Source organism: Fodinibius roseus (genome assembly GCF_900129315.1).
Taxonomy (GTDB): domain Bacteria; phylum Bacteroidota; class Rhodothermia; order Balneolales; family Balneolaceae; genus Fodinibius; species Fodinibius roseus.
Window position 1 is genome coordinate 1 of record NZ_FQUS01000008.1, and the last position, 25,505, is coordinate 25,505.

Consider the following 25,505-nt stretch of genomic DNA (forward strand, 5'->3'; position numbering starts at 1 on the left):
GTTGTCGTTGAACAAGTCAGCGGGCAACGAACAGAGCAAATTCAAAAAATTAAATCAAAGAACGTAATTTATCCTCATAACTCACGGATTCAGGTATTAACCATGGAGACCATCAAATATACCAAACCCATCATGAGGTTATCTGGCAAACTATCAATACCTATTTTTATGACTAATATAAAAAAGGTACTATTGGCGGTTCTATTTTTGATTCCTGTTTCCACCATCGCCCAACCCGACTTTAGCGGGTTTCTGCAGCTTGACAAACGGTTCGTAGCTGGAGGAGACAGCACCTATATCGATAATTTCTATAATCAATTCCGGCTGGAAATGAGTGCCCCGGTAGGGTCCCAGTTGTATATATTCACCAGTATGGATCTTCGGTTTTACGATTTCCCTGATCCACAGTCATTGAGTGACTTGGAACGCTTGGAATCCGAATTTCCCCATGAGCTTTCGGTGTGGGAGGCCTTTATCGATGTATATGGATTCCTGTTTGATGATCTGGATATCCGCGTGGGAAAACAGCGCATTGCCTGGGGACGGGCCGACAAGCTGAATCCCACCGACAACCTGAACCCCAATGATTTTTCCGATTTTGTTAACTTTACTGAGATGGCTCCTTCTTGGGCGTTCAAGGGGACCTGGTATTTTGATGACAGCCGTTTAACGGCAGTATGGCTGCCGGGCATTACCCCGGTTCTGCTTCCCCGGAATGGGTCTGCCTTATTTCTGGGTGATTTGGGTGCATTCAATGACGAATTGAACCTTCCCGACCGGACGCCTGCAAACAGCATGTTTGCCTTTCGCTGGGATGGCAGCATCGATAAATGGGATTATTCCATTAGTTACTTTAATGGCTATGATGATATCCCTATAGCAACAAGCTTGACTATCTCTCCGCCACTACAGCCCCAAATAGAGATGGAATTTCCCAGGATGCAGGTTATTGGAGCTGATGTTGTGACTGAGCTTTCGGGAATAGGAATATGGGGAGAGGCTGGTCTGTTCTTACCTGAAAAGGTGGAGTTGATTTCAGATGTAAATGGTTTTTCAAGCCGGGAAATCCAATTGGAAGATGAACCCTATCTGAAATTTACGATTGGTGGTGATTATACTTTCACAAATGGTATCTACCTGAATACCCAGTGGATGCATGGATTTTACACCGAGCGGGGGACAGAAAATTTGAACGACTATTTTGTAATACGACTTGAGCAGGACTTTTTTAATGAAGATGTGTTAGTTGCTTTGAATAATACCCTGGAAGTCAACGATTGGGAACAACTGGGATACGGGCTATCGCCTGAGCTTACCTACCAGGCCATCGACAATTTAGAAGCCGGATTAGGGGCATTTTTGATTTGGGGAGAAGAAGGAACGCTATTTAACAGTTGGGAAGAGCTGGATCAAGTTTTTGTAAGATTTCGAGTAGACTTTTAAGAAGATTATTCAACTCCGAAACAGAATCATTCCCAAGTCTTATTTAAGTATTTAATTAAATAATATATTTATTATATTTCTATTGTATTAATGAAAACGCAACCAACAGCCAATAACCATGAGCAAGCAAGAATGTATTCGCGAGGTCGCCGACCTTAACCAAATTAACCGGTGTATTGACTCCCTGGAAAAGGTTGAAGGATCTATTGACCGGTTAACTGATATTTTGAAACTGGCCGCTAACGACGTACGCCTGAAAATACTCTATCTGCTCAGCCGGGAAGAGCACCTTTGTCCCTGCGACCTGAGTGACATCCTGGACATGAGCGTGCCGGCTGTTTCTCAGCACCTTCGTAAACTCAAAGACGGCGGGCTGGTAAAAACAGAGCGGGACGGACAGGTAATTTTTTATTCCCTGAACCCCCTGTTCAAGGACATTCTTTCTCCCAACTTCGATCAAATTAACAACAATAATATTTTGGAGGTGTTAGCCGCATGAACGATCAACCAAACAATTCCGACACCAAATGGATGGGTGCAGGCCTGTTCGCAGCCTTCGCCGCATCCCTGTGCTGTATTACCCCGGTTATTGTATTTGCGGCGGGCATCAGTGGCGCGGCTTCTGCCTTTTCGTGGTTAGAACCCTTCCGGCCCTATCTGATTGGGCTTACCGTCCTGTTGCTCGGTTTCGCCTGGTATCAAAAACTTAAGCCGCAGTGGAATCCCGAATGTGCCTGTGAGGAAAATCTTTCGTTCTGGAACACCAAGGGATTTTTAGGTATCGTAACCATACTGGTCGCACTACTGCTGGCTTTTCCGTACTATTCAGATGCCTTTTTCCCAAAGCAGAATAACCAAAAAGTGGTGTATGTGCAGGAAAGCCAAATTCAAACCATCACCTTGGATATTGAGGGGATGACCTGCACCGGCTGCGAAGCCAGTGTAGAAAATGCCGCTGTTGGTGTGGATGGAGTTCTCGAAGCTGAGGCCTCCTATGATACCGGCAAGGCCACCATTAAATACGACCGGAGCAAGACCGACCGGGAAACGATTGTGGCCGCTATCAACAAAACGGGATTTACCGTAGCCGATAACCAAGTCAATTAACGACAGGCGGATTTCCTTCTGTCATCAACCATCAAATAGCAACCCGTTTTAATTATACTCTTAATTTTAGAATTTGCTTAAATACTAAATACTATGACTGAACAAACCCTTCAACTTTCGATCAGCGGCATGACCTGCGAGGGCTGTGCCGAAACCATAGCCAGCCAATTCAAGGGCAAAGAGGGGGTGTTGGATAAAACCGTCAGCTACCCCGGCGAAAAAGCCAAGATCACCTACGATCCGGAAAAGGTTACCAAAAAGGAGATCATCGATACCATAAATGCTACCGGGCACTATCAAGTAACCGGCGAAACTGGTGCTTATGAAGGTGGTAAAAACCAGTATTCGCTGGTCATCATCGGCGGGGGATCGACTGCTTTTGCCGCAGCCATCAAGGCCAGCGAGCTGGGCGGCACCGCCCTCATCATCAACAAAGGGCTGCCCACGGGGGGCACCTGCGTAAACGTGGGCTGCGTGCCCTCCAAGACCCTGATCCGCACTGCCGAAGCTCATTACCGTGCAAAAAATCCCGGTTTTGAAGGCATCGAAACCCAAAGCCGAATTACTGATTTCAAGAAGATCATAGATCAGAAACGCAGCCTAGTGGCCGATCTCCGCCAGCAAAAGTATATCGACGTGATCAAGGACGATCCTAACATCACCCTGCTGGAAGGCCGCGGTAAGATAATAGGTGAACATACCGTGGAGGTGGATGGGGAAACCTGCCATGCCGACAATATCCTCATTGCCACGGGTGCCACTACCTTTGTGCCGGATGTTCCGGGACTGAAAGAGGCGGGATACCTCACCAATGAAAGTGCCTACGAACTGGAAGAACTCCCTGAAACTCTAATCGTCTTTGGCGGCGGCTATATAGCCCTGGAAAATGCCCAGATGTTTGCCCGGCTGGGATCGAAGGTGACCATCGTGCAGCGCTCGGCGCATGTGCTCAGCGATCAGCCCGAAGAGCTGGCACAGGGCCTGGTCGGATACCTGGAAGACGAGGGCATCACCGTGCTGACCAATACCGATATTCAACAGGTGTTTCCCGCCGGTGATGAAAAAATTGTAAAACTGACCGTGGACGGCGAAGAAACCACGCTCAGGGCCACGCACCTGCTGGTTACCACCGGTCGGCAGGGCAATACCAAAAACCTCGGACTGGAACAGGTCGGCATTGACACGGCCGGTCGCGGCTACCTGCCGGTTGACGAAACCATGCGTACCTCCGTTCCCAACATCTTTGCCGCCGGTGATGTGACCGGCAAATATCAGTTTGTTTATACGGCCGCCTACGAAGGTAACCTGGCTGCCGAAAACGCCCTGCGCGGTTCTTCCCGGAAGGCCGACTATTCAGTACTGCCCTGGGTAATCTTCACCGATCCACAGGTAGCCGGCATCGGCATGGACGAAAAACAGGCAGAAGAAGCCGGTATTGAGTACGACACGGCTAAACTTTCGCTTGACAACGTGCCCCGCTCCATTGCCGCCCGCGACACCCGCGGTTTCATTAAACTGATTCGCAGCCGGGAAACCGATCAATTAATAGGCGCCCGTATCCTGGCCCCGGAAGGCTCGGAGCTGCTGATGGAGCTGGCCCTGGCTATGCGGCATGGGGTTACAGTCAAATCTCTGATTTCGGAATTCCATCCGTACCTGACGTTGTCGGAAGGCATCAAACTGGCGGCGCTCACCTTCGACAAAGACGTTAAGAAACTGAGCTGCTGCGCCGTGTAAGTAACTATCCCTTATACTTTTAAGAAAAAATGAATAACTCTGGACGTAGTAATAATTCGCAAAATACCTGGCCTGCACTGGCGTTTCTCTTGCTGCACACGGTCTGCTGTATCGGGATAATCCTGTTTTTGCTGCTCGGAGGAGCAGGGCTGTCGGCACTGCTTGCATCGAAGGGATTTTGGGCTATTGCCATTGGAGTACTTATTGGTTCCATAGCAGGGTACTGGTACTACCAGCAAAATCAATACAGGTCGTGCAAATCTTCTAATACGAACAAACGCGATCAATCGGCCAAAATTCATACTAATTAAGACATGGATTAAACTATGAATACAACACAAACGAAAGACACCAAACGCACGCTTCTCATCCTGCTGGCTCTGTTCTTCGGCGGGGCTGTACCTATTCAATTGATAACGCTCTCAACGGGATATGCCCAGCTTGTGATGGAGAAAATTAAAGGACCTGAAATGATCATGGCCGCCCACCAGTTTGCCGGCGGATATATTCCATTTGTCTATATTCCGGCTATTCTGGGACTAATTGTTATAGCGTGGTACTGCAAAAAACACTACCCGGATATCTATCGGCGCATCGTGGTCGGTTTCGGCATCGGAGCGCTGGCTACAGTGGGGCTGGACTTTTTCCGTCAAATGGGCGTAATCTACCAGTGGCTTCCGGGCGACACGCCTGAAATGTTTGGCATGATCGCTACCGGCAGCAAGAATTTCGCCTGGTACTACTCGGTCGGCTTCCTCATCCACTTGCTGAATGGTGCCAACTTCGGTCTGTTTTACGCCTTCGTCTGGGGCAAGCGACCCAGCTACAAAAGCGCCATCGGTTGGGCCGTGGCCTGGCTTACCGTTGTTGAGATCGGCATGATGACCCTGCCACCCATGGAGCCGATGGTCAGACCGTTCGGCATTAACTATGCCTGGCCCCAACTCTTCCTGATTACCCTGGCCGCGCATATTGCCTTCGGTATCATACTGGGCATTGGCGTGCAATATTTTCCGAAAGAAAAAGATCGCAGCTGGTTTGGGCCGTTTCTGCTGGGTAAATCGAAGCAGGTATAACCTAAGACAAACTCCGGAAAACCCCATGCAAAGCATTACAAGAACCTTTAAAACCGTATTTTCCGATCGGAGCTATCAAATTATCGGAGGCGTCAGCTTTGGGTTTTTCCTGTTGCTGTATGCCGTGACCCTTCCGGCCAAATATACGGCTGGGAGAATCGGCCTCGTTTCCCTGCAGCACCTGAGCTGGTCGATGGGCCTGTTTGCCCTGGCTTTTGCGCTGCTGCTTGGGGCCGTCATCCCCTTTACCGTATTTGCTTTCCGGCAGGGCGTAAAATCCCAAAAATCGTCAACGGCAGGCGGGCTGTTCGTCAGTATTCTCACGCCCCTGCTCTGCTGCTCGCCGTTACTGCCCGCATTGATGGGGTTTCTGGGAGGCCTCATCCCGCTGCTGCCGGCCGGAAGCTCCCTGGCCGTACAGAAGTTTGTGGTTACCTGGGAAACCGAAATCTATCTCGGCTCCTTGGCGCTGTTGGCGCTGGCGCTCTACCAAAATGCCAACTATATCGCAAGATCCGCGGCGTGCCGGATGCCTGTTCAGACTGTCAAAAAATCGAACGAACCCGACAGAGAGCAAGTTGTTAGAAACGAATAATCATATCATTTTAATCAAGTTAGCATGAAAGTCTCCGACCTGTTTGTGAAAGCCCTGGAAAATGAAGGCGTCCAATATGTGTTCGGCGTGCCGGGCGAAGAAAATGAGGATCTCCTTTTTTCGCTCGAACAATCCTCCATTCAATTTGTTCCGACGCGGCACGAGCAGGGCGCCGCCTTCATGGCGGACGTATGGGGACGCATCACAGGAAAAGCGGGCGTCTGCCTGGCTACGCTGGGCCCGGGCGCCACCAATCTGCTGACCGGCATCGCCGATGCCAACCTCGATAAAAGTCCGGTCGTGGCCATCACGGGCCAGGGCGATCTGGACCGGCTGCACAACACCAGCCATCAGAACCTGGATGTGGTGAGCATGTTTCGTCCGGTTACCAAATGGAATACAGCCATCAGCACCCCGAATATCGTACCGGAGGTCGTTCGCAAAGCCTTTAAGCTGGCCGAGATGGAAAAACCGGGTGCCACCCACATCGAACTCTCCGAGGATGTGGCTAAAGCCGACACGCAAACGGTGGATCTTATTCAACCGGAATCTCTGCGGAGAGCCGCCCCCGACTACAAGGCCCTGGACAAAACCATCGAATTGCTGAAAAAGGCCCGGCGCCCGCTGATTATCGCCGGAAACGGCGCTATCCGGAAACGGGCTTCCAAACACCTGACGGAGCTGGTGAATGCATTTGGCATTCCGGTGGCCCACACTTTTATGGGAAAGGGAGCGATAACCGACACCAACGACCTCTCACTGTATGCCATTGGTTTAGGGTTCAGAGATTATGTGATGGAGGCCGTGGAACGGGCCGACCTGATCCTGGCCGTGGGCTACGATATCGCCGAGTACGCTCCGGAAGCCTGGAATCCGGACAACAGCAACACCATCGTCCATATCGACTTTGAAGCGGCTGAGGTCTATACCCACTACCGCCCCGAAGTGGAACTGATTTGTGATATTTCGGCGGCCCTTTGGAAACTGAACCGAGAAATGAAGGAACAGAAATTTTCCTTTGAGACCGGCTGGCACAGCGGTATCCGAAATCGCATTCTGGAGGATATCCAAAGCTATAACTTGGCAGAAGGCGACGACTTCACCATTCCGGGCGCGCTGAATATTATTCGGAAAGCGCTCCCGGAAAGCGGACTGCTGATCAGCGATGTGGGCAGCCACAAAATGTGGATCGCCCGCAATTTTCTGACTTGCTGCCCCAACGGCTGCATCATCTCTAACGGGCTGGCCACCATGGGCATCGCCCTGCCCGGCGGTATTGCCGCGTCTCTGGCCGATCCGGACCGGCATATCGTAGCCGCCATGGGCGACGGCGGCTTTATGATGAACGTGCAGGAACTGGAAACAGCCAAACGGCTCGGGGTCGGATGTACGGTGATCGTTTTTAACGACAACGATTACGGACTCATCAGCTGGAAGCAGCGCATGCACACCGGCCGCTCGACCGGAACCCGGATTTCCAATCCCGATTTTGTAAAGCTGGCTGAGAGCTTTGGCATTCCGGGATACCGGCCCGAAACCGTCCGGGAACTCAATGATGTGCTCACTGAATCCATACAATCCCGGGAATTGCGCCTGGTGGAAATCCCCATCAACCCGGCGGTCAATTCAGAGCTGACGGACAAATTATCTGATTACTGGAAAAACAACTCTTAAAAAAACAGAACCTATGTTACAATCCATCAACCCCACAAATGACGAAGTGATCCGGGAATATGAAGAGCTGACGGAGCAGGAAATCGCATCCGTTTTGCAAAAAAGTCAAACCGCCTTTGAACAGTGGCGGGAAACGGATTTTTCTCACAGGGCACCGCTGATGAAAAAAGCGGCAGAGGTTCTGCGCGATCACCGGCAGGAGTATGCGGAACTGATGGCGCGGGAAATGGGAAAGCCGGTATTGGGCGGCCGGTCGGAAGTTGAAAAGTGCGCCTGGGTGTGCGAATATTACGCAGAACATGCGGAATCGTTTTTGGCGGACCAGCCCATTGAGACCGATGCTTCCAACAGTTTTGTGGCCTTTCAGCCGCTGGGGGTGGTTCTGGCCGTGATGCCGTGGAATTTCCCGTTCTGGCAGGTCTTTCGGTTTGCTGCTCCCGGCCTGATGGCCGGAAATGCCGGCGTGCTTAAACACGCCTCCAACGTAACCGGCTGCGCGCTGGCTATCGAAGAGGTCTTCCGGGAGGCCGGTTTTCCCGAACATTTGTTCCGAACGCTGAAAATAAGCAGCAGCAAGGTCGGCCGGGTTATCGAACACCCGATCGTAAAGGCCGTTACGCTGACCGGAAGCGTGCCGGCAGGGAAGGCCGTGGCTCAAAAAGCGGGTTCCGTATTGAAAAAAACGGTGCTGGAGCTGGGCGGCAGTGATCCGTATGTGATTCTGGAGGATGCCGATCTGGATCTGGCCGTTCCCACCTGCGTGAACAGCAGGCTGATCAACAGCGGGCAAAGCTGCATCGCCGCCAAACGGTTTATTGTGGTGGACAAGGTGCGGGAGGAGTTTGAACAGCGTTTTGTGGATATAATGGAGCAAAAGACCATGGGAGACCCTATGGACGAAGGCAGCGATATCGGCCCACAGGCCCGGACCGACCTGCGCGACGAACTGCACGGGCAGGTGGAACAAAGTATTAAGCAAGGGGCCCAATGCCTGCTTGGAGGGAAGATTCCGGGCCAGAAAGGCGCCTGGTATCCGCCAACGGTTTTGGCCAATGTTAAACCCGGCATGCCGGCCTACGGGGAAGAGCTATTCGGACCCGTTGCTTCCATCATCACGGCAAAAGACGAAGATGATGCCATTCGAATAGCCAACGACAGCCGGTTTGGCCTGGGAGCGGCTGTGTTTACCCGGGATGCAGAGAAGGGTACACACATCGCTGCCGAAAAACTCCAGGCCGGGTGTTGTTTCGTAAACTCGCTGGTTAAATCCGATCCCCGGCTGCCCTTCGGCGGTATCAGGGAGAGCGGATACGGGCGGGAACTGTCCCATTTCGGCATCAAAGAGTTTGTAAATATTAAAACGGTGTATGTGAAGTGACTGAACAGGATTACACTGTAACTTTACCCGGCATAACAGACTATATATAACTACCATGTACGGTTGCTGTAATTTCGATACCGACAAGCTCTATGACCTGCTCATCGTAGGTTCGGAACCCCAGGCGTGGGGCGCCGCGGCGGTCGCACATATGTTTAAGCAGAAGATATTAGTGGTGGGGCCCGGCCTGCCCACTTCTGAAGTGTTGGAAGAAGCGGAACCGGGAGGAAGAATTCCGCAAACGGATGTAAGGGAAAAGTTGCAATGGCTCAGCCGGCAGTCCGCCGGCCAGGCCATAAATACCCCCTCTTTTGCCGATAAACTTGCCACATGGTATTCCGATCCGGGCTGGGAGCTGTTCCGGGAATCGGGCCGGGTATCTGTTCTAAACGGTGTCCCCGAGGTAGCCTTCCGGTACACCCTTCGAATACATAATGAGCGCTGCCACGGCCTGAACCTGCTGATTACCGGCAGGGAATCCCCGGGTGATATCGCTCCGCCTGCATTCGTCCCGCTCGAAGGCCTTGACGTCATGGAAATTCCAACAGACTCCAGGGGTAACATCCGGGTCAATGACCGGTTTGAAACAGGCGTCTTGGATGTTTATGCGGCCGGAAGCGCTATTGGCAAGCCTGCCTCCCCGGAGAAGGGGATCATGCAGGGTATCGCCATCGCACAACGAATTGTAACCAATCATTTATCACTGCGCCATAAATGATTGGGATTACAAGCTATTTTTTAAAACTGATGACAGCTTCCATCATTACGCCGTTAAATTCAGCACCGTCATAAGGCGAACCGGCATAACCTTCTCCGTCATAGTTCTGAGTTACGTATTCCAGTTTGGCCAGTACATTTTTGGTGAGGAACCAACCCCCACCAATATTTAAGCGATTGATTTCAATGTCGCCGTTGGCTGTTTCACCGTCTACCAAGTTATATCGCCCGCCAATTTAGAGGTCTTCGTCGGCGCCATACTGGTTAAAAGTGCGTCGGTCATCAGCCGCTTTCAACTTGCCGGACGTATTTTCAAACACGTCGTAGAATTCCACCCACTGGTGCCAGAGCCCGATATGGTCGAACACGACATGTAACAACTGGCTCTGGTATTAACCCGTTAGCTCTCCTTTGGGCATCAAAGATCTGAAAGTTTCCAAAACCAAACGGGCCTAATGCGTTCCGGAGGGCTCAACCGGCAGGGGTTGGCAGCCATATCCCTGTTCAAGGGCTCTTTTTGAAAACCGGTATGCTTCTTCAATGATCATTTCAGTCTTGCTGAAATCCAGCACGCTCGTAAGACGGGTATTAATACAGAGATCCAAGAGGTACAGCTCTGTATTTGCAGCAATTTTTTGAATATCAGTTCTCAATTTTTCGTGTTGGCTGACTTGGGCAGTACGAATGATCATATTAAACAATCCATTTACCGTGTTTTTAAACTGGTGCCTGCAATCGCTCAACATGCAATAAATGGCATCTGCTCCCATCTCGTAAGCTTTGTCTATAGGAATATTGTTGGTAATACCTCCGTCCACCAATTGTCTCCCGTTCATTAGCTGGGGAGGAAAATAGACCGGAATAGCGCAGCTGGCCATCAGAGCGGATAATAGCGATCCATTGTCCAGATATACCGATCCTGCTTTTTGAAGATCGGTTGCGACCACTGTTAGCGGGATATTGAGCTCTTTAAAAGTATCAACTGGGAGATTCCTTTTTAGGAACCGTTTTATACCTGATGGTTTAAACAAACTGGAAGCATTGCCCCATCTCCATAGAAGCTCAGAGTTGAATCGATAAAGTTTTTGTTCTGAAATTTCTTTCCAAAGCTCTTTTAAATGACTTATATCCAACCCAGATGCAATGAAAGCCCCGTTAATTGCCCCAATTGAAGTACCGATAATAAAATCCGGTTTTGCTCCATGTTCCACCATCGCTTGATAAAATCCGATTTCGGCCGCGCCCTGAGCCCCGCCTCCGCAGAGAACGAGGGCCGTTTTTTTAGATTCGGCGGGCATACTATTGATTGTCCCCATCATTTATCTTCAATTCTCCGGTATTCCACGGACGAGTTCGTTGGTTGTATCTTTTTGCAACCTGTATAACATCTTCCTGCGAAATTCTAGTTTGACTGCCTTCACTCTCGCCACGTAGATAATTTAGTATGGCAGCTATTTCTGCCGCACTTAATCGTGCCTTAAATGAGGGCATGCTGCCTTGATATTGTTGTTCTTGTACTTCAATCTCACCTTGTAGACCATGAAGTAAAATTCGGATGGGAACGGATTTATTGCCGGTGACCCACTCAGAATCGACCAGTGGTGGGAAAGCGCCCGATACCCCTTCTGCATTAGCTCCATGGCAGGAGGAACAGTTTTGAGAATATAGGTTTTCACCATTTAATAAGGCCGGATCCCCTTCCTCATTGAAAGGTGTCTCGCTAGGCTCATCCAGTCCGGGAATCATCCTTCTCATATTGCCATACTCTTCGGAGAGACGACGGTTCATCCGGGCCATATTTTGCTGGCCCATCCGCTGGTGCATTCGGGCCATCTGATCGTGCATGCCCATCATCTGGCTATACCACTCACCGGTCATATGACTCTGCATGTGCATGCCCATACCTTCAGCCATCATCTTATCGCCCTGCATATGACGCCCCATGTTGCCAGTCATCATTTGGCGGTGGCTGACATCCATATCATCGTGCATTTTCTGCATCTGGTTGTAGAGCGATTGTAAGTCAGACGGCAGAGTGTCCATTGCGCCTTCATAGTTTGTCAACAGCTTTTTGTAATTAGATTGCAGAGAATCATAGGCGGTTTCTAATTCCTCCCGTTGTTCCTCACTCATATAGCCAGAGCCTCCCATTTGACATGAGGATAGAAAAACGAGGAGTCCTACTATTACCAGATAAAATCCAATGTCTTTTTTATTCATCATAACTCTCTTCTCAAGTTAAAGTTAATTCATGATAAACTTCTTTTAATAGGATTCATAACCATCCGTTTCTAAATCCTGCTTTTTTTAATCCATTCACAAGATACCTGGATCCACGCATAAGCTTCCAGATCAATCCGGTCCTATAATTTTCGATCATCAAGACAACAGGCCCAAGATTGATACCATAATGATAAGAAGACGTCCACCCATCCCGGGTTTTTTGGTTATTGGGATAACTAAGATTGAAACTACATCTCAGGCAATATTTCCCCGTAATCTGGGGATACACATCTTGGAAATTTTGGATGGTTGGCAATACAATTTCAGGGGCGAAGGGTAGTGAAGCGACTACAGCCCACGGGGCAACCGTGCCATCATCGGGGCCGTAGGGTGCGCCACGGGCGATATAGCCAAAGAAGGAGCGTTCAATGCCGTTGACTTTTTTTGTGCTCCAACCCGGGCCGTCGCTGGCTGTTATTCCCCAGAAATTTTCTCCATAGCCTTGAAAATCCAATGGATTCCGTATGGCGTATTCGCGCTGGATATAGGTAGCCCGACGGCTGTTTTCAAAATAATCGAATCCCTTTTCTCGGGTAAACGCATCCTGGATACCACGAAAATCCACCCAGATGGGCGAATATTGGTGGATAAACAGGGGGCCGCCGTAGATGAATTCATAACCAAATATCTTTTTCCATTCATAGGAAGAAGTCCAGGCTTTGTAGCTTTCCTTCGGCAACGGTTGGGACGGAGAGCCAAGAGCAAGGAAGTACAGGAGTCCAGCCTCGTCATATCCTTCCCAACGATATGGCAGAAAGCCGTCCTCTGGTGTCCACCCGTGGGTGATTGTGGCCTTACCGTTGCAGGCCCATTTCCAATCGACACGGCGATAAATATCATCGGCCAGGGTACGTATTTCCTGTTCCTGTTTGGTATCGCGGTCAAAAAAAGCGGCAGCCAGAAGCATGCCAGCCAGCAGAATACCGGTATCGATCGTCGACAATTCGCACTTTCCAGCACGTTTCCCAGTCTTCATATCCAGAAAATGATAATAGAAGCCTTTGTGTCCGGTAGCATTTGGAGCGGGACTTTGCTCGCTGGTCCAAAAAAAGCGCAGGGTGGATAAGGTACGTTGAATTGCTTCCCTTCGTGATATCCAGTCGCGTTCGACTCCTACCACATAGGCTCCTAGTGCAAAACCGACCGATGCTATACTGGCAGGCGAACCCAACTGTGAATTGTCTGCTACCAGCCCGTTATTCGGATTGGTTTCATGCAAGAAATAATCGAAAGCGTGGCGTTGCAACCTATCCAGTCTTTCACTATCAAAGTCGAGAGGTGGTTCGTGTTCTGTTGGTATTTTTTCGAATCGAATATTTTCTGATTTTTTGGGAAGCTGGCGAAATGCTTCTTCTGTTATCCTTTGGGTAGAAATACCATCATAGAGTTTATCCTCTATAGCCTTAATTACCTGGTCAATCACTTTGGAATCAGCACCGGTAGCAACCAGCATACGGCGGAGCTTGGCCTTATTGAAAGGTTCTCTGTCTCCGGAGGCTTTGGTAACGTTGATAGTTTTCATAACGCTAATAGATGTTATCATGCTTCAGTCGTTTAGGTACCACAGAACTTCTTGTCAAATTGCTGTTTCCATCCATTCAAGTCTAGTATGTCTGCAACAGTTGAAATAGGCGGTTTTTCATAATAGGTGTCATCAATTGCAAGTACCGGCAAAATTAGCGGATTACCCAATACCGATACCAGCTGCTTAGCTTTTTCCGTATCGAACCGCAGGTCAATGAAGGTAAATGACCTCTGCTTCTCCCGCAGTAGATGAACCAGCTCGCGTAGGTAGTCGCACCACTCCTTGCAGTAAATGATTATCGTTGAATTTTCTTCGGGTTCCTTGCTAATCTCCATAGTTTTTTCCTCGTTGTTCAGTTTCATATTCATCTTTTTTTAGTAAAAATTCGTGTTTTGAATAAAATCCACATAGAGCTTCTCAAGCCCTATTTGGTTAGAGGGATGAGGAATGGTATTGCAGGTTACAATTTGTTTAGTCCCTGCATCCTGTAGTTCGTTGTAAGCATCACCGGCAAATACCGCATGAACACCGATACAAACGGGAGCCTTCATCCCGGCCCGTTCCAGATGGCCAACCGTCTCAATCATGGTACGGGCAGTGGAAATAATGTCATCCACCAAAACGGGCGTATGATCCTTGTATGTTTCAACCTGTGGTACCGAGACTTCCACATCGCGGTCGCCGCGGCGGGTTTTCTCCAGGATAATGAACGGGGCGCCTGCATCTCGGGCTACCTCTGCCACCCACTGCTCGCTTTCACTGTCCGGACCGATTAGCACCGGTTGATCGATGTTGCTTTTTATCCAGTTGGATATATGGGCTGCGGCATGGACAATTTCCGTGGGTACGGAATAAATTTCAGCCAGTGAAGGGTGGCGGTGCAAATGTGGATCTACTGTAATCAGGGAGCGGGCAAACTGCGAAACCAGGGCCGCAAAATATTTCGAGGTGACGCCTTCCCCGGGCTTGAACTGCTTGTCCTGACGCATGTACGCCAGGTATGGGGCCACCAGACAAGTACACCGTCCGCCCAGGTTTTTGATGGTTTGAGACAAGAAATACAGGGGGAGCAGTTTACTGTCGGGACGATCCAGGCTGCAGACCAGGATGCACCTCCTGTTTTTCACATCCGATGCGACCCGGATATAGGTTTCACCGTCGGGAAAAGAACGGATCTCAGCCTGTCCGATTTCGGCATCAACCGATTGCGCAAGCGAGTCTGTCAGGGTTTCATTTCCGGGCAAAGCAAAAATAATCGGTTTCATGAGGTGATCTCCAGGATATTTGATTGCGATTGAACATACTCCAGGGCATATTTGAGGGTGCCGCGGGCTTCTGCGTGGATGGTTATCAGTGGCTGGCCTGTTTCGATCCTGGTATCGAGGGGCGTATGAAGCGTCAGCCCGGCCGTGGCATCATGCGGAGCGCCGGCCAGCTTGGCTATTTTTGCCAGCCGGCGATTATCAATGACTGAAACCGTTCCAGGGTGTTCTGCTGTAATTTCATGTGTGAATGGTGCGGTTCCGGGTTCACTGAACCCGCCTTGGGCTTCACAGATGGCATGAAACTTTTCCCACGCTGTTCCGTTTTTCAGGATGGATTCAGCTCTGCTTTCGCCTTCGCCGTGTGTAGCAAGCCCGGCAATTTCCAGCAGGCTTCCCGCCAGCAACAGGGCTCGCTGCTTTAAATCTTCGGGTGCATTCTGGCTGTTCTGCAATACCGCCAGAACATCCCGTGCCTCCAGCGCCGGACCGATACCGCGGCCCACAGGCTGGGTACCTTCGGTTTGGATAACTTCAACGGTCAGGCCGATGGCTGATCCTACCGAAGAGAAGTACCGGCTTAGTTGTTGTGCCGCTTCAGGAGTTCTCACCTTAGCGGTAGGTCCAACCGGGATGTCGATGATCACATGGGTGGAACCTGCTGCCGCTTTTTTGGACAGTACGGAGGCAATCATCTGTCCTTCGCTGTCAATATCCAGCGCCCGTTCCACCCCGATCAGAATGTCATCAGCCGGACTCAGCCTAACAGCCCCGCCCCAAACCACACAGCCGCCTTCCTGTTCCACCACTTTTCTTATATGGCCGATGGAAAGATCTACGGGAGCCATAGTTTCCATAGTGTCTGCCGTCCCGGCCGGGGAGGTGATAGCCCTGGAGGAAGTTTTTGGTATGGTAAGGCCAGCCGCAGCCGCAATGGCTACCACGATAGGCGTTGTCCGGTTACCGGGCAGTCCGCCCACGCAGTGCTTGTCGGCAATGATGTCGCGGGTCCAAGTAAGCTGTGATCCGGCCTTGATCATGGCCCGGGAAAGAGAAATGATTTCATTCAATTTTAGCCGGTCTCCGGCGCAGGCGGTAACGAACGCGGAAAGTTCGGCCGTCGAATATTTGTGGTTGGCAATATCTGAGATGATATGCTCATAGGCTTCCGGCCCGAGTGTTTGCCCATATATTTTGGCCCGTACCTTACTCATGGACCCGGCGGGCTGCAGGTGAGCAAACCTGATCGTATCGCCTTCCTGTGCATTCAGTTTGTTCCACGCACTTGTTGAGAGACTGGCCTCGTCATGGGCAAGAAGATCGGAATGAATTACATTCAGGGTGGCAATAATGGTTTTGTCCCCGACGGTTACCATCAGCCGGGTCAGGGCCGAAAATCCTTCGGAGATGCACACGGGACAGTCGGAACGCATATATACCACAAACTCTTTCCGAGTATCAATGCCAAGCCATTTTAACCTGAGGTTTGTAGTTTCTCCAGTATCCATTTTGTAGTATGTGCTAAAGGTTAAATTTTCTGATTTCGTACAGATCCGGTATCCGAACCTGCCATCCGAATACGTCTTTTAATTTTACCCGCAGGATATCCGAAGCCTGGGGTTCGCCGTGAACGATGTACACCTTTTCCGGGGCTTCGGTGATATCGCCGGCCCAGTCCAGCAGTTCACGCTGGTCGGCATGACCAGACAACCCCTGCAGGTACTCGACGCGTGCCCGTACCGGATAATATTTTCCGTAAAATTTTATTTCACCTGTTCCATCCAACAGTTGTCGTCCGCGGGTGCCTTCGGCCTGGTAACCCGCCAGCATCACGGTGGTTTCGGGCCGGCCTATATATTGCTGCAGGTAGGTGAGCACCCGTCCGCCGGTGACCATGCCGCTGCCGGCAATCACTATTTTGGGTTGGGGATCGTCGATAATATCCCACGTTTCTTTGAATGACTGAACCAGGCGGATTCTGCGGCACATCTCCGTACACTCTTGCGGGCTCAGGGTATGCCATTGGGCATGCTTGTGGAACAGTTCCAGCACACTGGCGCCCATCGGGCTGTCCATAATGACTGGCAGCGACGGAGGGATCTTGTTCTGGCGGTCCAGCTGCCAAAGCAGATACATCAGCAGTTGCGTGCGCTCCACGGCAAAGCTGGGGATGATCAGGGTACCGCCCTTTTCTGCCGTCTGTTGAACGATGCGCTGAAGCTTGACTTCTACATCTTCAACCGGATGGAAGCGATCACCATAGGTGCTTTCGATCAGCAGCACATCTGCTTTTTGGGGTTTTTGGGGTGCTTTCAACAGTGGATCAAGTATCCGACCTACGTCCCCGGAAAAAACGAAGCGCTTGCCATGGGCTTCGATTTCTATGAACGTTGCCCCAAGAATGTGGCCGTTGTATTGGAATCGGACACTAATATCGTTATCAACAGTAATCCATTCGCCCTCCTGTTGATCTTCAAACAGGGGGAGCGTGCGTTCTACCTCGTCGGTATTGTAAAGCGGTACGGCAGGATCATGTTTAGTAAAACCTTTTTCATTAGCCCTTCGGGCATCTTCCTCCTGGATTTTCGCGCTGTCGCGGAGGATGATTTCGGCGATGTCCAGCGTGGGAGCCGTGCCCCGGATCGGGGCGTTGTATCCCATCTTTACCAGGCGCGGCAAAAAGCCGGTATGGTCCATGTGCCCGTGGGTCAGCAATACGAAATCAATCCGGGAGACATCGAACGGGAGCTGTTGCCAGTTAAGCTGACGCAGTTTTTTGACGCCCTGGAACATGCCGCAATCCACCAGTATGGTTTTACCCGGAAGCTCTACCAGGTATTTGGAGCCGGTTACGGTTCCGGCCGCTCCGAGGAAGTGTATGTTTGCTGAGCGTCTCATTGTTCAATGGTATTATAATTGCAGATAGCCCGTGCCTCTTTCAGGACCTTATTTTGCTGCCTGTTGTCCAGTCCCAACGGGTCAAGTATTTTATGGTCCTCACATAACTGCATGCAGAAAACAACATTCTGTTCAAGCAGGAACTGTTTCTCTTCCTTGTGCAGGGTGGATAGGCACGTTATAGGATGTAAATTTACTTCGCTTATGAGGTCCTTCAGTCCTTCGTGTTTGGGATAATCCCAGCTCAGCAGCTTCAGCCCGGCGCAGGTTCCGTATTGCAGGGCGTCTTCGGTAAAGCGGGTGTTGGTGACCACCCATCCACGGTGGCGTTTATTCCGATGGCCGGGTTGGGTGCTCCAGTTCTTCTCCACATCCTTGAAGCGGGACTGGATGTAAAGCGGGATCTTGACATTGCATTTGTGCCCTTTCCGGTTGTGAAATTTGCATTCTATCATGAAATGCTTGTTATCCTTCTCAGCAATCACATCAATTTCATGAGAAACACAATTGCCTTCGACAATCACACCGGTTTGAGTTGTATATCCCAACCTGTTGAGCAGCTCTCCCACAAACTTTTCGAAGGGATAGCCGGTGGGACCCAGCTCCAGGATGGCTTCCTTTAACTTATACCGGCCGGCGGAACGGTCGGAAAGTTGACGAAGCAACCGGAACGCCTCTTTGTAAATTTTCTGCGTGGAGATGCCATCATAAAGCATATCACTGACTGCCCCGGCAATTTTATCAATTAGTTGCTTTTCGGCTCCGGCGCTGGCCAAAGAGCGGCGCAGCTTGGACTCATCATAGGGTTCTTGCTCCCCGGAGGCCTTGGTGACGTTGATGGCTGCCATATTTTTATCCAGTATCAGGGTTAAAAAAGTGTCCATTGATTACCGGCGACTGCCCTGACATCTTTTTTTTATACCAACAGGTATCATGCCAAAGCATTACAGGGGTAATGTAATAGCGGCTTGCTTAAGAGAAGCTTAAATTTCTTCGGAATCTTAGAATCTGACCGAACTCAATTAGTCCGGCTTATCTGGAGCATTACCGGACCGTTGCAGAAACTGCTTCCATTGGCCTTTTGCCGGAAGGAAGGCCGGGACGTTCCGTTTGTACTGGAGATACTCTTCTCCAAACTCCTCGATCACTTTCTTTTCTTCCCTTTTGGCAAGCAAGACATAAGCGATAACGATAACGGGAAACAGGCCAACCGAGAATATGGTGGGCCAGTGAATGACGCCTTCTCCAAAAAGCCCGATAAAAAGGCCTGTGTATTGGGGGTGCCGCACCAGTCCGTACAATCCATCCGTGGCCAGCCGGTCTTCCTCTTTTGCACGATAGAGTTGGCGCCAGCCCTGAATAAAAATGCCAAATCCACCAAAAAGAAGGATATAACCCACGATCATTGAGATCATCATACCCGTTTCGCCAACCCCCACCAAGGTGGACCAAAGGTTGGCGTTTAGATCACCACTACCACTATCCAACCCCAGGAACCGGACCATTAAGTATATTGTAAGCGGAAAGCCGTACATTTCTGCATATAAGGCAATAATAAAAGCTTGTATTAGTCCGGCACCGGCCCACTCGCGCCAGGTTTTTGGAGCCATGTATTTGTATAAAAGCCAGGAGGCGATAACGATCACAAAAAGCGCGATAATCCAGGCACCGGAGTGTTCAAATCCTCTTTCCATTTTGCAATTCCTCTTTTTTTGATATTTATGTGCGTTAATTAAATAAACCGTTGTGTAACACCCAGCGAACGGTTCGTTTTGCCAATCGATTTTTTGGGATTGGATTCTATGCCGGTTAGCGCCCGGATGGCATCGATGGTTTCGGGAATGACGATCGCCTGGTTATCGACCAGGTAGGCGTAGTAAAGCTCGTCTCCCTCCACTTTGAGCATATCTTCCCAGATGGCCACCTCGTACATATCGCCATGCGGGCGTCCCAGGTCCAGCATCAGCTCCTTGACGGCATTGTTGGCCGAAAGGTCGTCGCTCATGTTGATAAAAGCAGTTCGCGTTGAGGTGCCGAAAGCATCCAGTATTTCCTCCTTGCTGGCATCACGCGTGAGTTGAACCGTCCAGTAGTGCAGGTGCGAGAGCGTCTCCGGCACCTTCACCGCTGCGGTTACCACATCCAGTTCAGGGTCTACGCTCTGGGCATCCGGACCTTGGTGGCTGGGTATCTCCGGCTCGGGCACCAGCGTATTCATGATGCCGTTTTTGTGGCTCTCCCACGGATCAGTAGCACGTCGCAGCAGTGTGCCACGTGCTTTGTTAAGCAGTCCCGCCCGTTTTAATGCGCTCAGGGTCCTTACGATGGATGTGGTGTTGCAGGAGACTACGCGGGTCGCTTCTTTTCCCAGCGCTGATGCATAATTGTTTTCCGCGCTGAAGGAATGCCCGGTCGTCTCATGTTTCTCCCCGCCCTGCACAATATACTTCACACCCGCTGCTTTATACCGTTCGGCATTTTGAGCACCGAATTTTTTTGGGGCACAATCCACCACCAGGTCAGCGAGATCAAGCAGGTCGTCAAGATCGCCGGCTACCGGAATGTTCTCCTTCTTCATCGCCTCCCGGCCTTCTTCGGTATTGGCAAACACGGCATATCCTTTGGCAGCAGCCGACTTTATTCTCCAGTCGGCGGCTACATCGCCGATGCCGACCAGTTCCATATCTTCTTGCAGCGTTACTGCTTCCGCCACCCGTTTCCCGATGACGCCATATCCATTTACGGCTACATTAATTTTTTCCATAATATCAGTGAGTTGTAGTGAGTTATTTATTCTGTTTTAAAATCTTTTTTCGTTCCTCAAATTCTTCGCGTTCAATTTCGCCACGGGCAAACCGCTTTTTTAAAATATCCAGGGCATCTTCGGTGGCGTCTGTCTTCGGCCGGTAGGGAATGACATTAAAAGCCGCCAGCAATATGATGGCTACGATGATAATCCACCAGATCCAGTGCATGCCTATAAAGTGATGATCGTAAAACATGGTGCTAAGGTGTTTTGTTATTATTGATGTATGCTGTGTCATTATCCGTCGGCTACAGCAAGGTGCTGTCAGTAAGATAAACAATGAGCCTTAAAACAAACTTAAATTAAAGTAGAAATTTTATAGTTTGGAGCCGTGTCAGCCACATTCTGTTTCAACAGGCATGATTTTAGTGTTTTTTTTAATCTTGTAATGCAGTGCCTTGGGCAGAACTCAGGTTCAAATAAGATGAGCATCATTCGGCACCTTGCGGTTGAGAGCTATTATCAGGGGCCGCTTTATCGAATTTTCAAATGTTTCAGAGGGTTGTTTCATGCCAATTATTTTAAATAGAACAACGTCAAAAGCTCTTGCAATTCAGCATCCACCTGGTGTTGTTTCACCACCTTTTCAAAAGGCGTCAGGGTCAGGGAATTATTTACAATTCCGGCCATTACGTTTTTTTGTCCCTCCAGAAGCGCCTTTACCGAAGCTACTCCCAGCCTGATGCCCAGCATTCGGTCGAAGGCTGAGGGATGGCCTCCCCGCTGCACGTGCCCCAGGATGCTTATGCGCAAGTCCACTGAAGGATTTACTTCCCTGATTTTTGAAGCGACCGGACCCACCCCCAGTTCATCCCCTTCGGACACAATCACAATCAATTCTTCCTGGCTGTGATAGTGGCGGATCTTTTCCAACAACCGGTTAAAATCCTCACTACTCTCGGGGATCAAAATGCCATCAGCTCCCGTTCCCAGGCCGGAATGAATGGCAATGTAACCAGAGTCCCGCCCCATTACTTCTACCAGAAATACACGGTTATGCGATTCTGCCGTATCCCTTATTTTATCAATATTCTCGATAGCCGTGTTTACCGCTGTGTCGAATCCGAGGGTGTAATCCGTGCCGGCCAGGTCATTGTCAATGGTGCCGGGTATCCCGATAAAGGGCAGTGTGCATAGCTCCGAAAAAGCCAGCATGCCGCGAAAGGTGCCATCGCCCCCAATGGCAATGAGGGCATCTATCCCTTTTTTCTCCAGGTTTTTCAGGGCGGCTTTTCTTCCTTCCTCTTTGCGGAAGCGGTCGCTGCGGGCTGTCTTAAGGATGGTGCCCCCTTTGTGCACGGTTCTTTGCAGGTCTTTTTCATTCAGGCTTATAAAATCACCGTCTATCATTCCTTCATAGCCCCTGGATACACCGCTTATCCTCATCCCATTTGCCAGGGCGGCTTTGGCGGCTCCATGCAGGGCTGCATTCATTCCGGGGGAATCGCCCCCGGAAGTGAAAATGCCGATATGTTTGATACGTTCACTCATAATTTACAGTGCTTTCTTTGTACTTCGGTACGTTGGCTACTAAGCATCTTGTTGCTGCTCACTTTTTCTCATTTTCCCTTTAAGCAACTGTGCATTGATGGCTACGATGATGGTACTGAGGCTCATAAACACAGCCGCCACAGCGGGACCCAGTACAAAACCGGTGGAATACAGCACCCCGGCCGCCAGCGGTATGGCAACAATATTATAACCGGTGGCCCAGATCAGGTTTTGGATCATTTTTTTGAACGTTGCCTTGCCAAATAAAATGAGGCTGGCAATGTCCTGCGGGTTGCTGTTCACCAAAATTATATCGGCTGTTTCTGCGGCAACATCGGTACCGGAACCTACGGCAATGCCAACATCAGCCTGTGCCAGTGCAGGAGCGTCGTTTACGCCATCTCCGGTCATGGCAACAAACTCTTTCTTGCCTTGCAGCTCTGTTACAATTTCCACCTTTTGATGGGGCAATACTTCTGAATAGTAACCGTCCAGGCCAAGTTTATCGCTTACTGCTTTAGCGGTTTTTTCATTATCTCCCGTTGCCATCAACACTTTTATTTTGTTCTTTTTGAATACCTGAATGGCCTCGAATGATTCTGGACGAATCTCATCAGCAAGGGCGATATAACCTGACAATGTACCATCTATTAAAACGAAAACCACCGTTTCTGCGGCATCGCTGTAGGCGTCTTCGGGAATGGAAATTTTTTCATCCCTCAAATATCCGGGGCTTACCACTTTTACTTTTTTACCCTCTACATCGGCTTCAACTCCTTTACCGGTAATGGCATTGAAATTTTCCGGTTTTGGTACGGTAACATTTTCTTCTTTTACTTTTTTGATAATACCAACAGCTATGGGGTGTTCCGAGCTTTGCTCTAAAGCGCTTGACAGGCGAAGGATTTCGTCTTTGGAATAAGCATTATCCACAGATTCAATCCGTGTCACCCCAAAGTCGCCTTTGGTCAACGTGCCGGTTTTATCAAATAACAATGCCGAGATTTTTCTGGATTCTTCAAATGCGGTTCTGTTACGTATAAGTAGTCCGTTTTGTGCAGAAATAGCTGTGGATATGGCCACTACCAGTGGAATGGCTAATCCCAGGGCGTGTGGACAGGCAATGATCATGACTGTTACCATTCTCTCCAGGGCAAATACAAAGGGATAACCCAGCATCAGCCATACTGCCAGGGTACCAAAACCAATGGCCAAGGCGATATAGGTAAGCCATTTAGCCGCCCGGTCGGAAAAGTTTTGCATTTTGGATTTGGTTTTCTGCGCATCTTCCACCAGCTTGATTACCTTGTTGAGGTAGCTGTCTTTGCCGGTATGTTCTACTTTAACTTTTAGGGTGCTATTGCCATTTATGGAACCCCCTATCACTTTTTCGTTCAATTCTTTTTTAACAGGTTTTGATTCCCCGGTAAGCATCGATTCGTTCAAATAACTGGAGCCCTCTGTGATTATACCATCGGCCGGTACTTTTTCGCCGGGCTTTATCAGTATTACATCACCCTTTAACAGGTCCTCAAGTTTCACGTCTTCAATGGTGTCGCCCTTCACTCTGTGTGCTTCAGCCGGCAACATACTCACCAATAATTGCAGGGCTTTGGATGCGCCGAGTACCGATTTCATTTCCAACCAATGACCCAGCAGCATAATGTCTATCAAGGTGACCAATTCCCAGAAAAAATCTTCTCCTCTTAACCCAAAAACCGTAGCCGAACTATAAAAATAAGCCACACTTATAGCCATCGATATCAGAGTCATCATTCCGGGCCCTTTGGCTTTCATTTCGCCCCAAAAACCCTTCAAAAAAGGCCACGCGCCCCAGAAATAAACAAAGGAGGAGAGTGCAAAAAGGATATAGGAATTGCCGGGGAGCAGGTACTCATACCCAAAGAATTCCTGGATCATCGGGGAAAAGAAAAGGATGGGAATGGTTATAATTGTTGATATCCAGAACCGTTTCCTGAAATCGGCAACCATCATTTTATGGTGGTCGTGGCCGGCCATTCCCATCGGTATTTCTCCGGACCCGGAATGATCCATTTTGGAATGGTCCGTTTTTTCATGGTTGTGCTGCTCGTGATTTTCCATAGTGTTTGGCTATTTTATATTAGGTGGCGGGATATTTCAAATTGTGTTTTTCAAGATGTTCTGCGAGTATATTGGCAACTTAATAATTGCGAAACCAGCTCTCCTACGCCAAGGCTTTGGAGAGCAAGCTTGTTTATTCTCCCTGCCCTACGAAGCCTTGGCGTAGGAGAGCCATTGCCAAACCTTAAATATGCTGCATATGACCCGGGCGGGAATTATTGTATAATAAGAGATAGAAGCTTAAAACAAGCTTAAATATTGAAAGTTTAACTGAAATTTAATGCCTGTGTCCGGAAGCAGAAACTGCCTGGTTCTGTTCTAGCAGGCGAATCAGGTCCGTGTGGGATATGACTCCTGCCAAACGATCATCATCCAGCACCGGAAAAATACGTTGACCGGATTGCTGAATCTGCGGTAATAACTCATAAATGAGGGCATCCGGGGTCAGGGTCTGTACCTCTTCTTTAACCAGGTTTACCACCGGATTATTAAAATGCCCCTTTTGCATTTCTTCGATGATTCGCTCGTAGGATAAGAGCCCCACAAAGCGTTCTTCATCATCTGTTATAACCAGCTCGGGTTCCCGGCTTTCCATAAAGGCGGTTGCCGCCTTTGATACGGAGGCTGTTTGGGGAAGGGCCGGATAACCGGTCGTTATCAGATCTTTGGCCTTTACTTCCCGTAAGGATTCCTGCATGGTTACCTGTTGTGACTCCGCACCGGCGCCAATAAAGACAAAAATCCCTATAAACAGCAGCCAGGGATTATAAAACAGGCCGAAAAGGACAAAACCTATAGCCAGTAGTTGCCCGACCGAAGCGGCCACCCGGGTGGCCTTGCTTCTTTTCATTTTGAAGGCCAGCAATGCCCGGAGCACCCGTCCGCCGTCCATCGGGAAGGCGGGAATCAGGTTAAACAGTACCAAAATAATATTGATCAGCAGCAGGTCGGCCAGGAAATTGCCCCCAGCCACGTGGTGGCTCAGTTCCGTATTGCTTTGCCCCAATACCAGCATGATGAGGTACAACCCGATCGCAATCACTACATTAACCGCCGGCCCGGCAATGGCTACCACCAGTTCCTCTTTGGGATCTTCGGGCATGCGTTCCAGCCGGGCAACGCCCCCGATGGGAAGCAGGTTGATATCCCGGGTTCCGATGCCATACCTTCGGGCGGCCAGGGCGTGGCCGAATTCGTGGAGGGTGATGCACCCGAAAAGGGCAGCCAGAAATATTAATCCCAATATTATTTCAAAAAGCCCGTGCCCCTGTTGCAGGTGCATCCAGGAGAGCCAGATGACCAGCAGGATGAAGGTCCAGTGAATAAAGACCTTGATGCCCGCCGGTTTCCCGATGTATAGTGACCATTTCATGGCAGTGTTCTTTCGATTGGTGGTTATTTATTGAACAA

At 49.8% G+C, this 25,505-nt stretch carries 26 protein-coding genes; 10 read left to right on the forward strand and 16 right to left on the reverse strand.

The features are described from left to right. Positions 1-168 precede the first annotated feature (168 nt). From BUB16_RS08680 to BUB16_RS08720, 10 genes are all read left to right on the forward strand, one after another. Positions 169-1,443 (forward strand): DUF1302 family protein, encoded by a 1,275-nt coding sequence (locus BUB16_RS08680; protein ID WP_139240247.1) that lies wholly within the window; start codon positions 169-171, stop codon positions 1,441-1,443. 118 nt (positions 1,444-1,561) lie between these two features. Beyond that, positions 1,562-1,942 carry an ArsR/SmtB family transcription factor gene (locus BUB16_RS08685; RefSeq protein WP_073062415.1) on the forward strand — a complete coding sequence of 127 codons (381 nt, stop codon included), beginning with the start codon at positions 1,562-1,564 and terminating at the stop codon, positions 1,940-1,942. Continuing rightward, positions 1,939-2,550 carry a mercuric transport protein MerTP gene (gene merTP / locus BUB16_RS08690; protein ID WP_073062418.1) on the forward strand — a complete coding sequence of 204 codons (612 nt, stop codon included), beginning with the start codon at positions 1,939-1,941 and terminating at the stop codon, positions 2,548-2,550. The genes BUB16_RS08685 and merTP overlap by 4 nt, the downstream gene beginning before the upstream one ends. 93 nt (positions 2,551-2,643) lie before the next feature. Beyond that, the gene (gene merA, locus BUB16_RS08695) at positions 2,644-4,287 is read left to right on the forward strand and encodes a mercury(II) reductase (RefSeq protein WP_073062421.1); all 1,644 of its coding nucleotides are present in this window, start codon (positions 2,644-2,646) and stop codon (positions 4,285-4,287) included. Between the two features lie 29 nt (positions 4,288-4,316). Further along, positions 4,317-4,598 (forward strand): hypothetical protein, encoded by a 282-nt coding sequence (locus tag BUB16_RS21190; protein WP_139240248.1) that lies wholly within the window; start codon positions 4,317-4,319, stop codon positions 4,596-4,598. 15 nt (positions 4,599-4,613) lie between these two features. Further along, positions 4,614-5,363 (forward strand): hypothetical protein, encoded by a 750-nt coding sequence (locus BUB16_RS08700; RefSeq protein WP_073062423.1) that lies wholly within the window; start codon positions 4,614-4,616, stop codon positions 5,361-5,363. 25 nt (positions 5,364-5,388) lie between these two features. Then, entirely contained in the window at positions 5,389-5,958 is a 570-nt protein-coding gene (locus tag BUB16_RS08705; protein WP_073062426.1) for a hypothetical protein, read from the forward strand. Positions 5,959-5,982: 24 nt separating this feature from the next. Beyond that, positions 5,983-7,632, forward strand: coding sequence for an acetolactate synthase large subunit (locus BUB16_RS08710; protein WP_073062429.1), 1,650 nt, complete (start codon positions 5,983-5,985; stop codon positions 7,630-7,632). A 13-nt stretch (positions 7,633-7,645) separates the two neighbouring features. Further along, entirely contained in the window at positions 7,646-9,010 is a 1,365-nt protein-coding gene (locus BUB16_RS08715) for an NAD-dependent succinate-semialdehyde dehydrogenase (RefSeq protein WP_073062433.1), read from the forward strand. Between the two features lie 55 nt (positions 9,011-9,065). Next, complete coding sequence (locus BUB16_RS08720; protein ID WP_073062436.1) at positions 9,066-9,728, forward strand: hypothetical protein; 663 nt, start codon at positions 9,066-9,068, stop codon at positions 9,726-9,728. Positions 9,729-9,741: 13 nt separating this feature from the next. On the opposite strand, the gene BUB16_RS21770 is transcribed toward BUB16_RS08720, so the two are convergent. The 16 genes from BUB16_RS21770 to BUB16_RS08800 form a co-directional block, all read right to left on the reverse strand. Then, positions 9,742-9,945, reverse strand: coding sequence for a hypothetical protein (locus tag BUB16_RS21770; RefSeq protein ID WP_073062439.1), 204 nt, complete (start codon positions 9,943-9,945; stop codon positions 9,742-9,744). Positions 9,946-9,963: 18 nt separating this feature from the next. Continuing rightward, positions 9,964-10,107 carry a hypothetical protein gene (locus tag BUB16_RS21775; RefSeq protein ID WP_211483133.1) on the reverse strand — a complete coding sequence of 48 codons (144 nt, stop codon included), beginning with the start codon at positions 10,105-10,107 and terminating at the stop codon, positions 9,964-9,966. Positions 10,108-10,179: 72 nt separating this feature from the next. Continuing rightward, positions 10,180-11,046 carry a patatin-like phospholipase family protein gene (locus BUB16_RS08730; protein ID WP_073062449.1) on the reverse strand — a complete coding sequence of 289 codons (867 nt, stop codon included), beginning with the start codon at positions 11,044-11,046 and terminating at the stop codon, positions 10,180-10,182. Then, positions 11,027-11,950 carry a c-type cytochrome gene (locus tag BUB16_RS08735; protein ID WP_073062453.1) on the reverse strand — a complete coding sequence of 308 codons (924 nt, stop codon included), beginning with the start codon at positions 11,948-11,950 and terminating at the stop codon, positions 11,027-11,029. Before BUB16_RS08735 ends, BUB16_RS08730 begins: the two co-directional genes overlap by 20 nt. A 52-nt stretch (positions 11,951-12,002) precedes the next feature. Continuing rightward, positions 12,003-13,532 (reverse strand): glucoamylase family protein, encoded by a 1,530-nt coding sequence (locus BUB16_RS08740; RefSeq protein WP_211483134.1) that lies wholly within the window; start codon positions 13,530-13,532, stop codon positions 12,003-12,005. Between the two features lie 32 nt (positions 13,533-13,564). Next, entirely contained in the window at positions 13,565-13,897 is a 333-nt protein-coding gene (locus BUB16_RS08750) for a glutaredoxin family protein (protein ID WP_073062456.1), read from the reverse strand. 12 nt (positions 13,898-13,909) lie between these two features. After that, a complete protein-coding gene (locus tag BUB16_RS08755) occupies positions 13,910-14,800 on the reverse strand; it encodes a ribose-phosphate pyrophosphokinase (protein ID WP_073062459.1) in 891 nt (296 codons plus the stop codon). Continuing rightward, entirely contained in the window at positions 14,797-16,305 is a 1,509-nt protein-coding gene (locus BUB16_RS08760) for a thymidine phosphorylase family protein (RefSeq protein ID WP_073062470.1), read from the reverse strand. Before BUB16_RS08760 ends, BUB16_RS08755 begins: the two co-directional genes overlap by 4 nt. Before the next feature lie 13 nt (positions 16,306-16,318). Continuing rightward, positions 16,319-17,695, reverse strand: a complete 1,377-nt coding sequence (locus BUB16_RS08765; protein ID WP_073062471.1) for an MBL fold metallo-hydrolase RNA specificity domain-containing protein — start codon at positions 17,693-17,695, stop codon at positions 16,319-16,321. Further along, positions 17,692-18,579: a restriction endonuclease gene (locus BUB16_RS08770; RefSeq protein ID WP_211483135.1), complete on the reverse strand. Its 888-nt coding sequence runs from the start codon at positions 18,577-18,579 to the stop codon at positions 17,692-17,694. Before BUB16_RS08770 ends, BUB16_RS08765 begins: the two co-directional genes overlap by 4 nt. 138 nt (positions 18,580-18,717) lie before the next feature. Further along, positions 18,718-19,389 carry a methyltransferase family protein gene (locus tag BUB16_RS08775; RefSeq protein WP_073062474.1) on the reverse strand — a complete coding sequence of 224 codons (672 nt, stop codon included), beginning with the start codon at positions 19,387-19,389 and terminating at the stop codon, positions 18,718-18,720. Positions 19,390-19,427: 38 nt separating this feature from the next. Then, a complete protein-coding gene (locus tag BUB16_RS08780) occupies positions 19,428-20,459 on the reverse strand; it encodes a type II glyceraldehyde-3-phosphate dehydrogenase (protein WP_073062477.1) in 1,032 nt (343 codons plus the stop codon). Between the two features lie 22 nt (positions 20,460-20,481). Further along, complete coding sequence (locus BUB16_RS08785) at positions 20,482-20,697, reverse strand: SHOCT domain-containing protein (RefSeq protein ID WP_073062480.1); 216 nt, start codon at positions 20,695-20,697, stop codon at positions 20,482-20,484. A gap of 320 nt (positions 20,698-21,017) precedes the next feature. Then, positions 21,018-21,992 (reverse strand): ATP-dependent 6-phosphofructokinase, encoded by a 975-nt coding sequence (locus BUB16_RS08790; RefSeq protein ID WP_073062483.1) that lies wholly within the window; start codon positions 21,990-21,992, stop codon positions 21,018-21,020. 39 nt (positions 21,993-22,031) lie between these two features. After that, complete coding sequence (locus BUB16_RS08795) at positions 22,032-24,095, reverse strand: copper-translocating P-type ATPase (protein WP_073062486.1); 2,064 nt, start codon at positions 24,093-24,095, stop codon at positions 22,032-22,034. Between the two features lie 277 nt (positions 24,096-24,372). Then, on the reverse strand, positions 24,373-25,467 hold the full coding sequence (locus tag BUB16_RS08800; RefSeq protein ID WP_073062489.1) for a site-2 protease family protein: 1,095 nt from the start codon (positions 25,465-25,467) through the stop codon (positions 24,373-24,375). Between the last annotated feature and the right edge of the window lie 38 nt (positions 25,468-25,505).

Bases quoted from the DNA above. Each gene is read 5' to 3' on its own strand.
- BUB16_RS08760 (WP_073062470.1), bottom strand. From the start codon at position 16,305: ATGGATACTGGAGAAACTACAAACCTCAGGTTAAAATGGCTTGGCATT.
- BUB16_RS08705 (WP_073062426.1), top strand. From the start codon at position 5,389: ATGCAAAGCATTACAAGAACCTTTAAAACCGTATTTTCCGATCGGAGC.
- BUB16_RS08710 (WP_073062429.1), top strand. From the start codon at position 5,983: ATGAAAGTCTCCGACCTGTTTGTGAAAGCCCTGGAAAATGAAGGCGTC.
- BUB16_RS08780 (WP_073062477.1), bottom strand. From the start codon at position 20,459: ATGGAAAAAATTAATGTAGCCGTAAATGGATATGGCGTCATCGGGAAA.
- BUB16_RS08715 (WP_073062433.1), top strand. From the start codon at position 7,646: ATGTTACAATCCATCAACCCCACAAATGACGAAGTGATCCGGGAATAT.
- merA (WP_073062421.1), top strand. From the start codon at position 2,644: ATGACTGAACAAACCCTTCAACTTTCGATCAGCGGCATGACCTGCGAG.
- BUB16_RS21190 (WP_139240248.1), top strand. From the start codon at position 4,317: ATGAATAACTCTGGACGTAGTAATAATTCGCAAAATACCTGGCCTGCA.
- BUB16_RS08740 (WP_211483134.1), bottom strand. From the start codon at position 13,532: ATGAAAACTATCAACGTTACCAAAGCCTCCGGAGACAGAGAACCTTTC.
- BUB16_RS08775 (WP_073062474.1), bottom strand. From the start codon at position 19,389: ATGGAAAGAGGATTTGAACACTCCGGTGCCTGGATTATCGCGCTTTTT.
- BUB16_RS08765 (WP_073062471.1), bottom strand. From the start codon at position 17,695: ATGAGACGCTCAGCAAACATACACTTCCTCGGAGCGGCCGGAACCGTA.
- BUB16_RS08700 (WP_073062423.1), top strand. From the start codon at position 4,614: ATGAATACAACACAAACGAAAGACACCAAACGCACGCTTCTCATCCTG.
- BUB16_RS08795 (WP_073062486.1), bottom strand. From the start codon at position 24,095: ATGGAAAATCACGAGCAGCACAACCATGAAAAAACGGACCATTCCAAA.
- BUB16_RS08785 (WP_073062480.1), bottom strand. From the start codon at position 20,697: ATGTTTTACGATCATCACTTTATAGGCATGCACTGGATCTGGTGGATT.
- BUB16_RS08770 (WP_211483135.1), bottom strand. From the start codon at position 18,579: ATGGACACTTTTTTAACCCTGATACTGGATAAAAATATGGCAGCCATC.
- BUB16_RS08750 (WP_073062456.1), bottom strand. From the start codon at position 13,897: ATGAAACTGAACAACGAGGAAAAAACTATGGAGATTAGCAAGGAACCC.
- BUB16_RS08720 (WP_073062436.1), top strand. From the start codon at position 9,066: ATGTACGGTTGCTGTAATTTCGATACCGACAAGCTCTATGACCTGCTC.
- BUB16_RS08800 (WP_073062489.1), bottom strand. From the start codon at position 25,467: ATGAAATGGTCACTATACATCGGGAAACCGGCGGGCATCAAGGTCTTT.
- BUB16_RS08730 (WP_073062449.1), bottom strand. From the start codon at position 11,046: ATGATGGGGACAATCAATAGTATGCCCGCCGAATCTAAAAAAACGGCC.
- BUB16_RS08790 (WP_073062483.1), bottom strand. From the start codon at position 21,992: ATGAGTGAACGTATCAAACATATCGGCATTTTCACTTCCGGGGGCGAT.
- BUB16_RS08755 (WP_073062459.1), bottom strand. From the start codon at position 14,800: ATGAAACCGATTATTTTTGCTTTGCCCGGAAATGAAACCCTGACAGAC.
- BUB16_RS08680 (WP_139240247.1), top strand. From the start codon at position 169: ATGACTAATATAAAAAAGGTACTATTGGCGGTTCTATTTTTGATTCCT.
- BUB16_RS08685 (WP_073062415.1), top strand. From the start codon at position 1,562: ATGAGCAAGCAAGAATGTATTCGCGAGGTCGCCGACCTTAACCAAATT.
- BUB16_RS08735 (WP_073062453.1), bottom strand. From the start codon at position 11,950: ATGATGAATAAAAAAGACATTGGATTTTATCTGGTAATAGTAGGACTC.
- merTP (WP_073062418.1), top strand. From the start codon at position 1,939: ATGAACGATCAACCAAACAATTCCGACACCAAATGGATGGGTGCAGGC.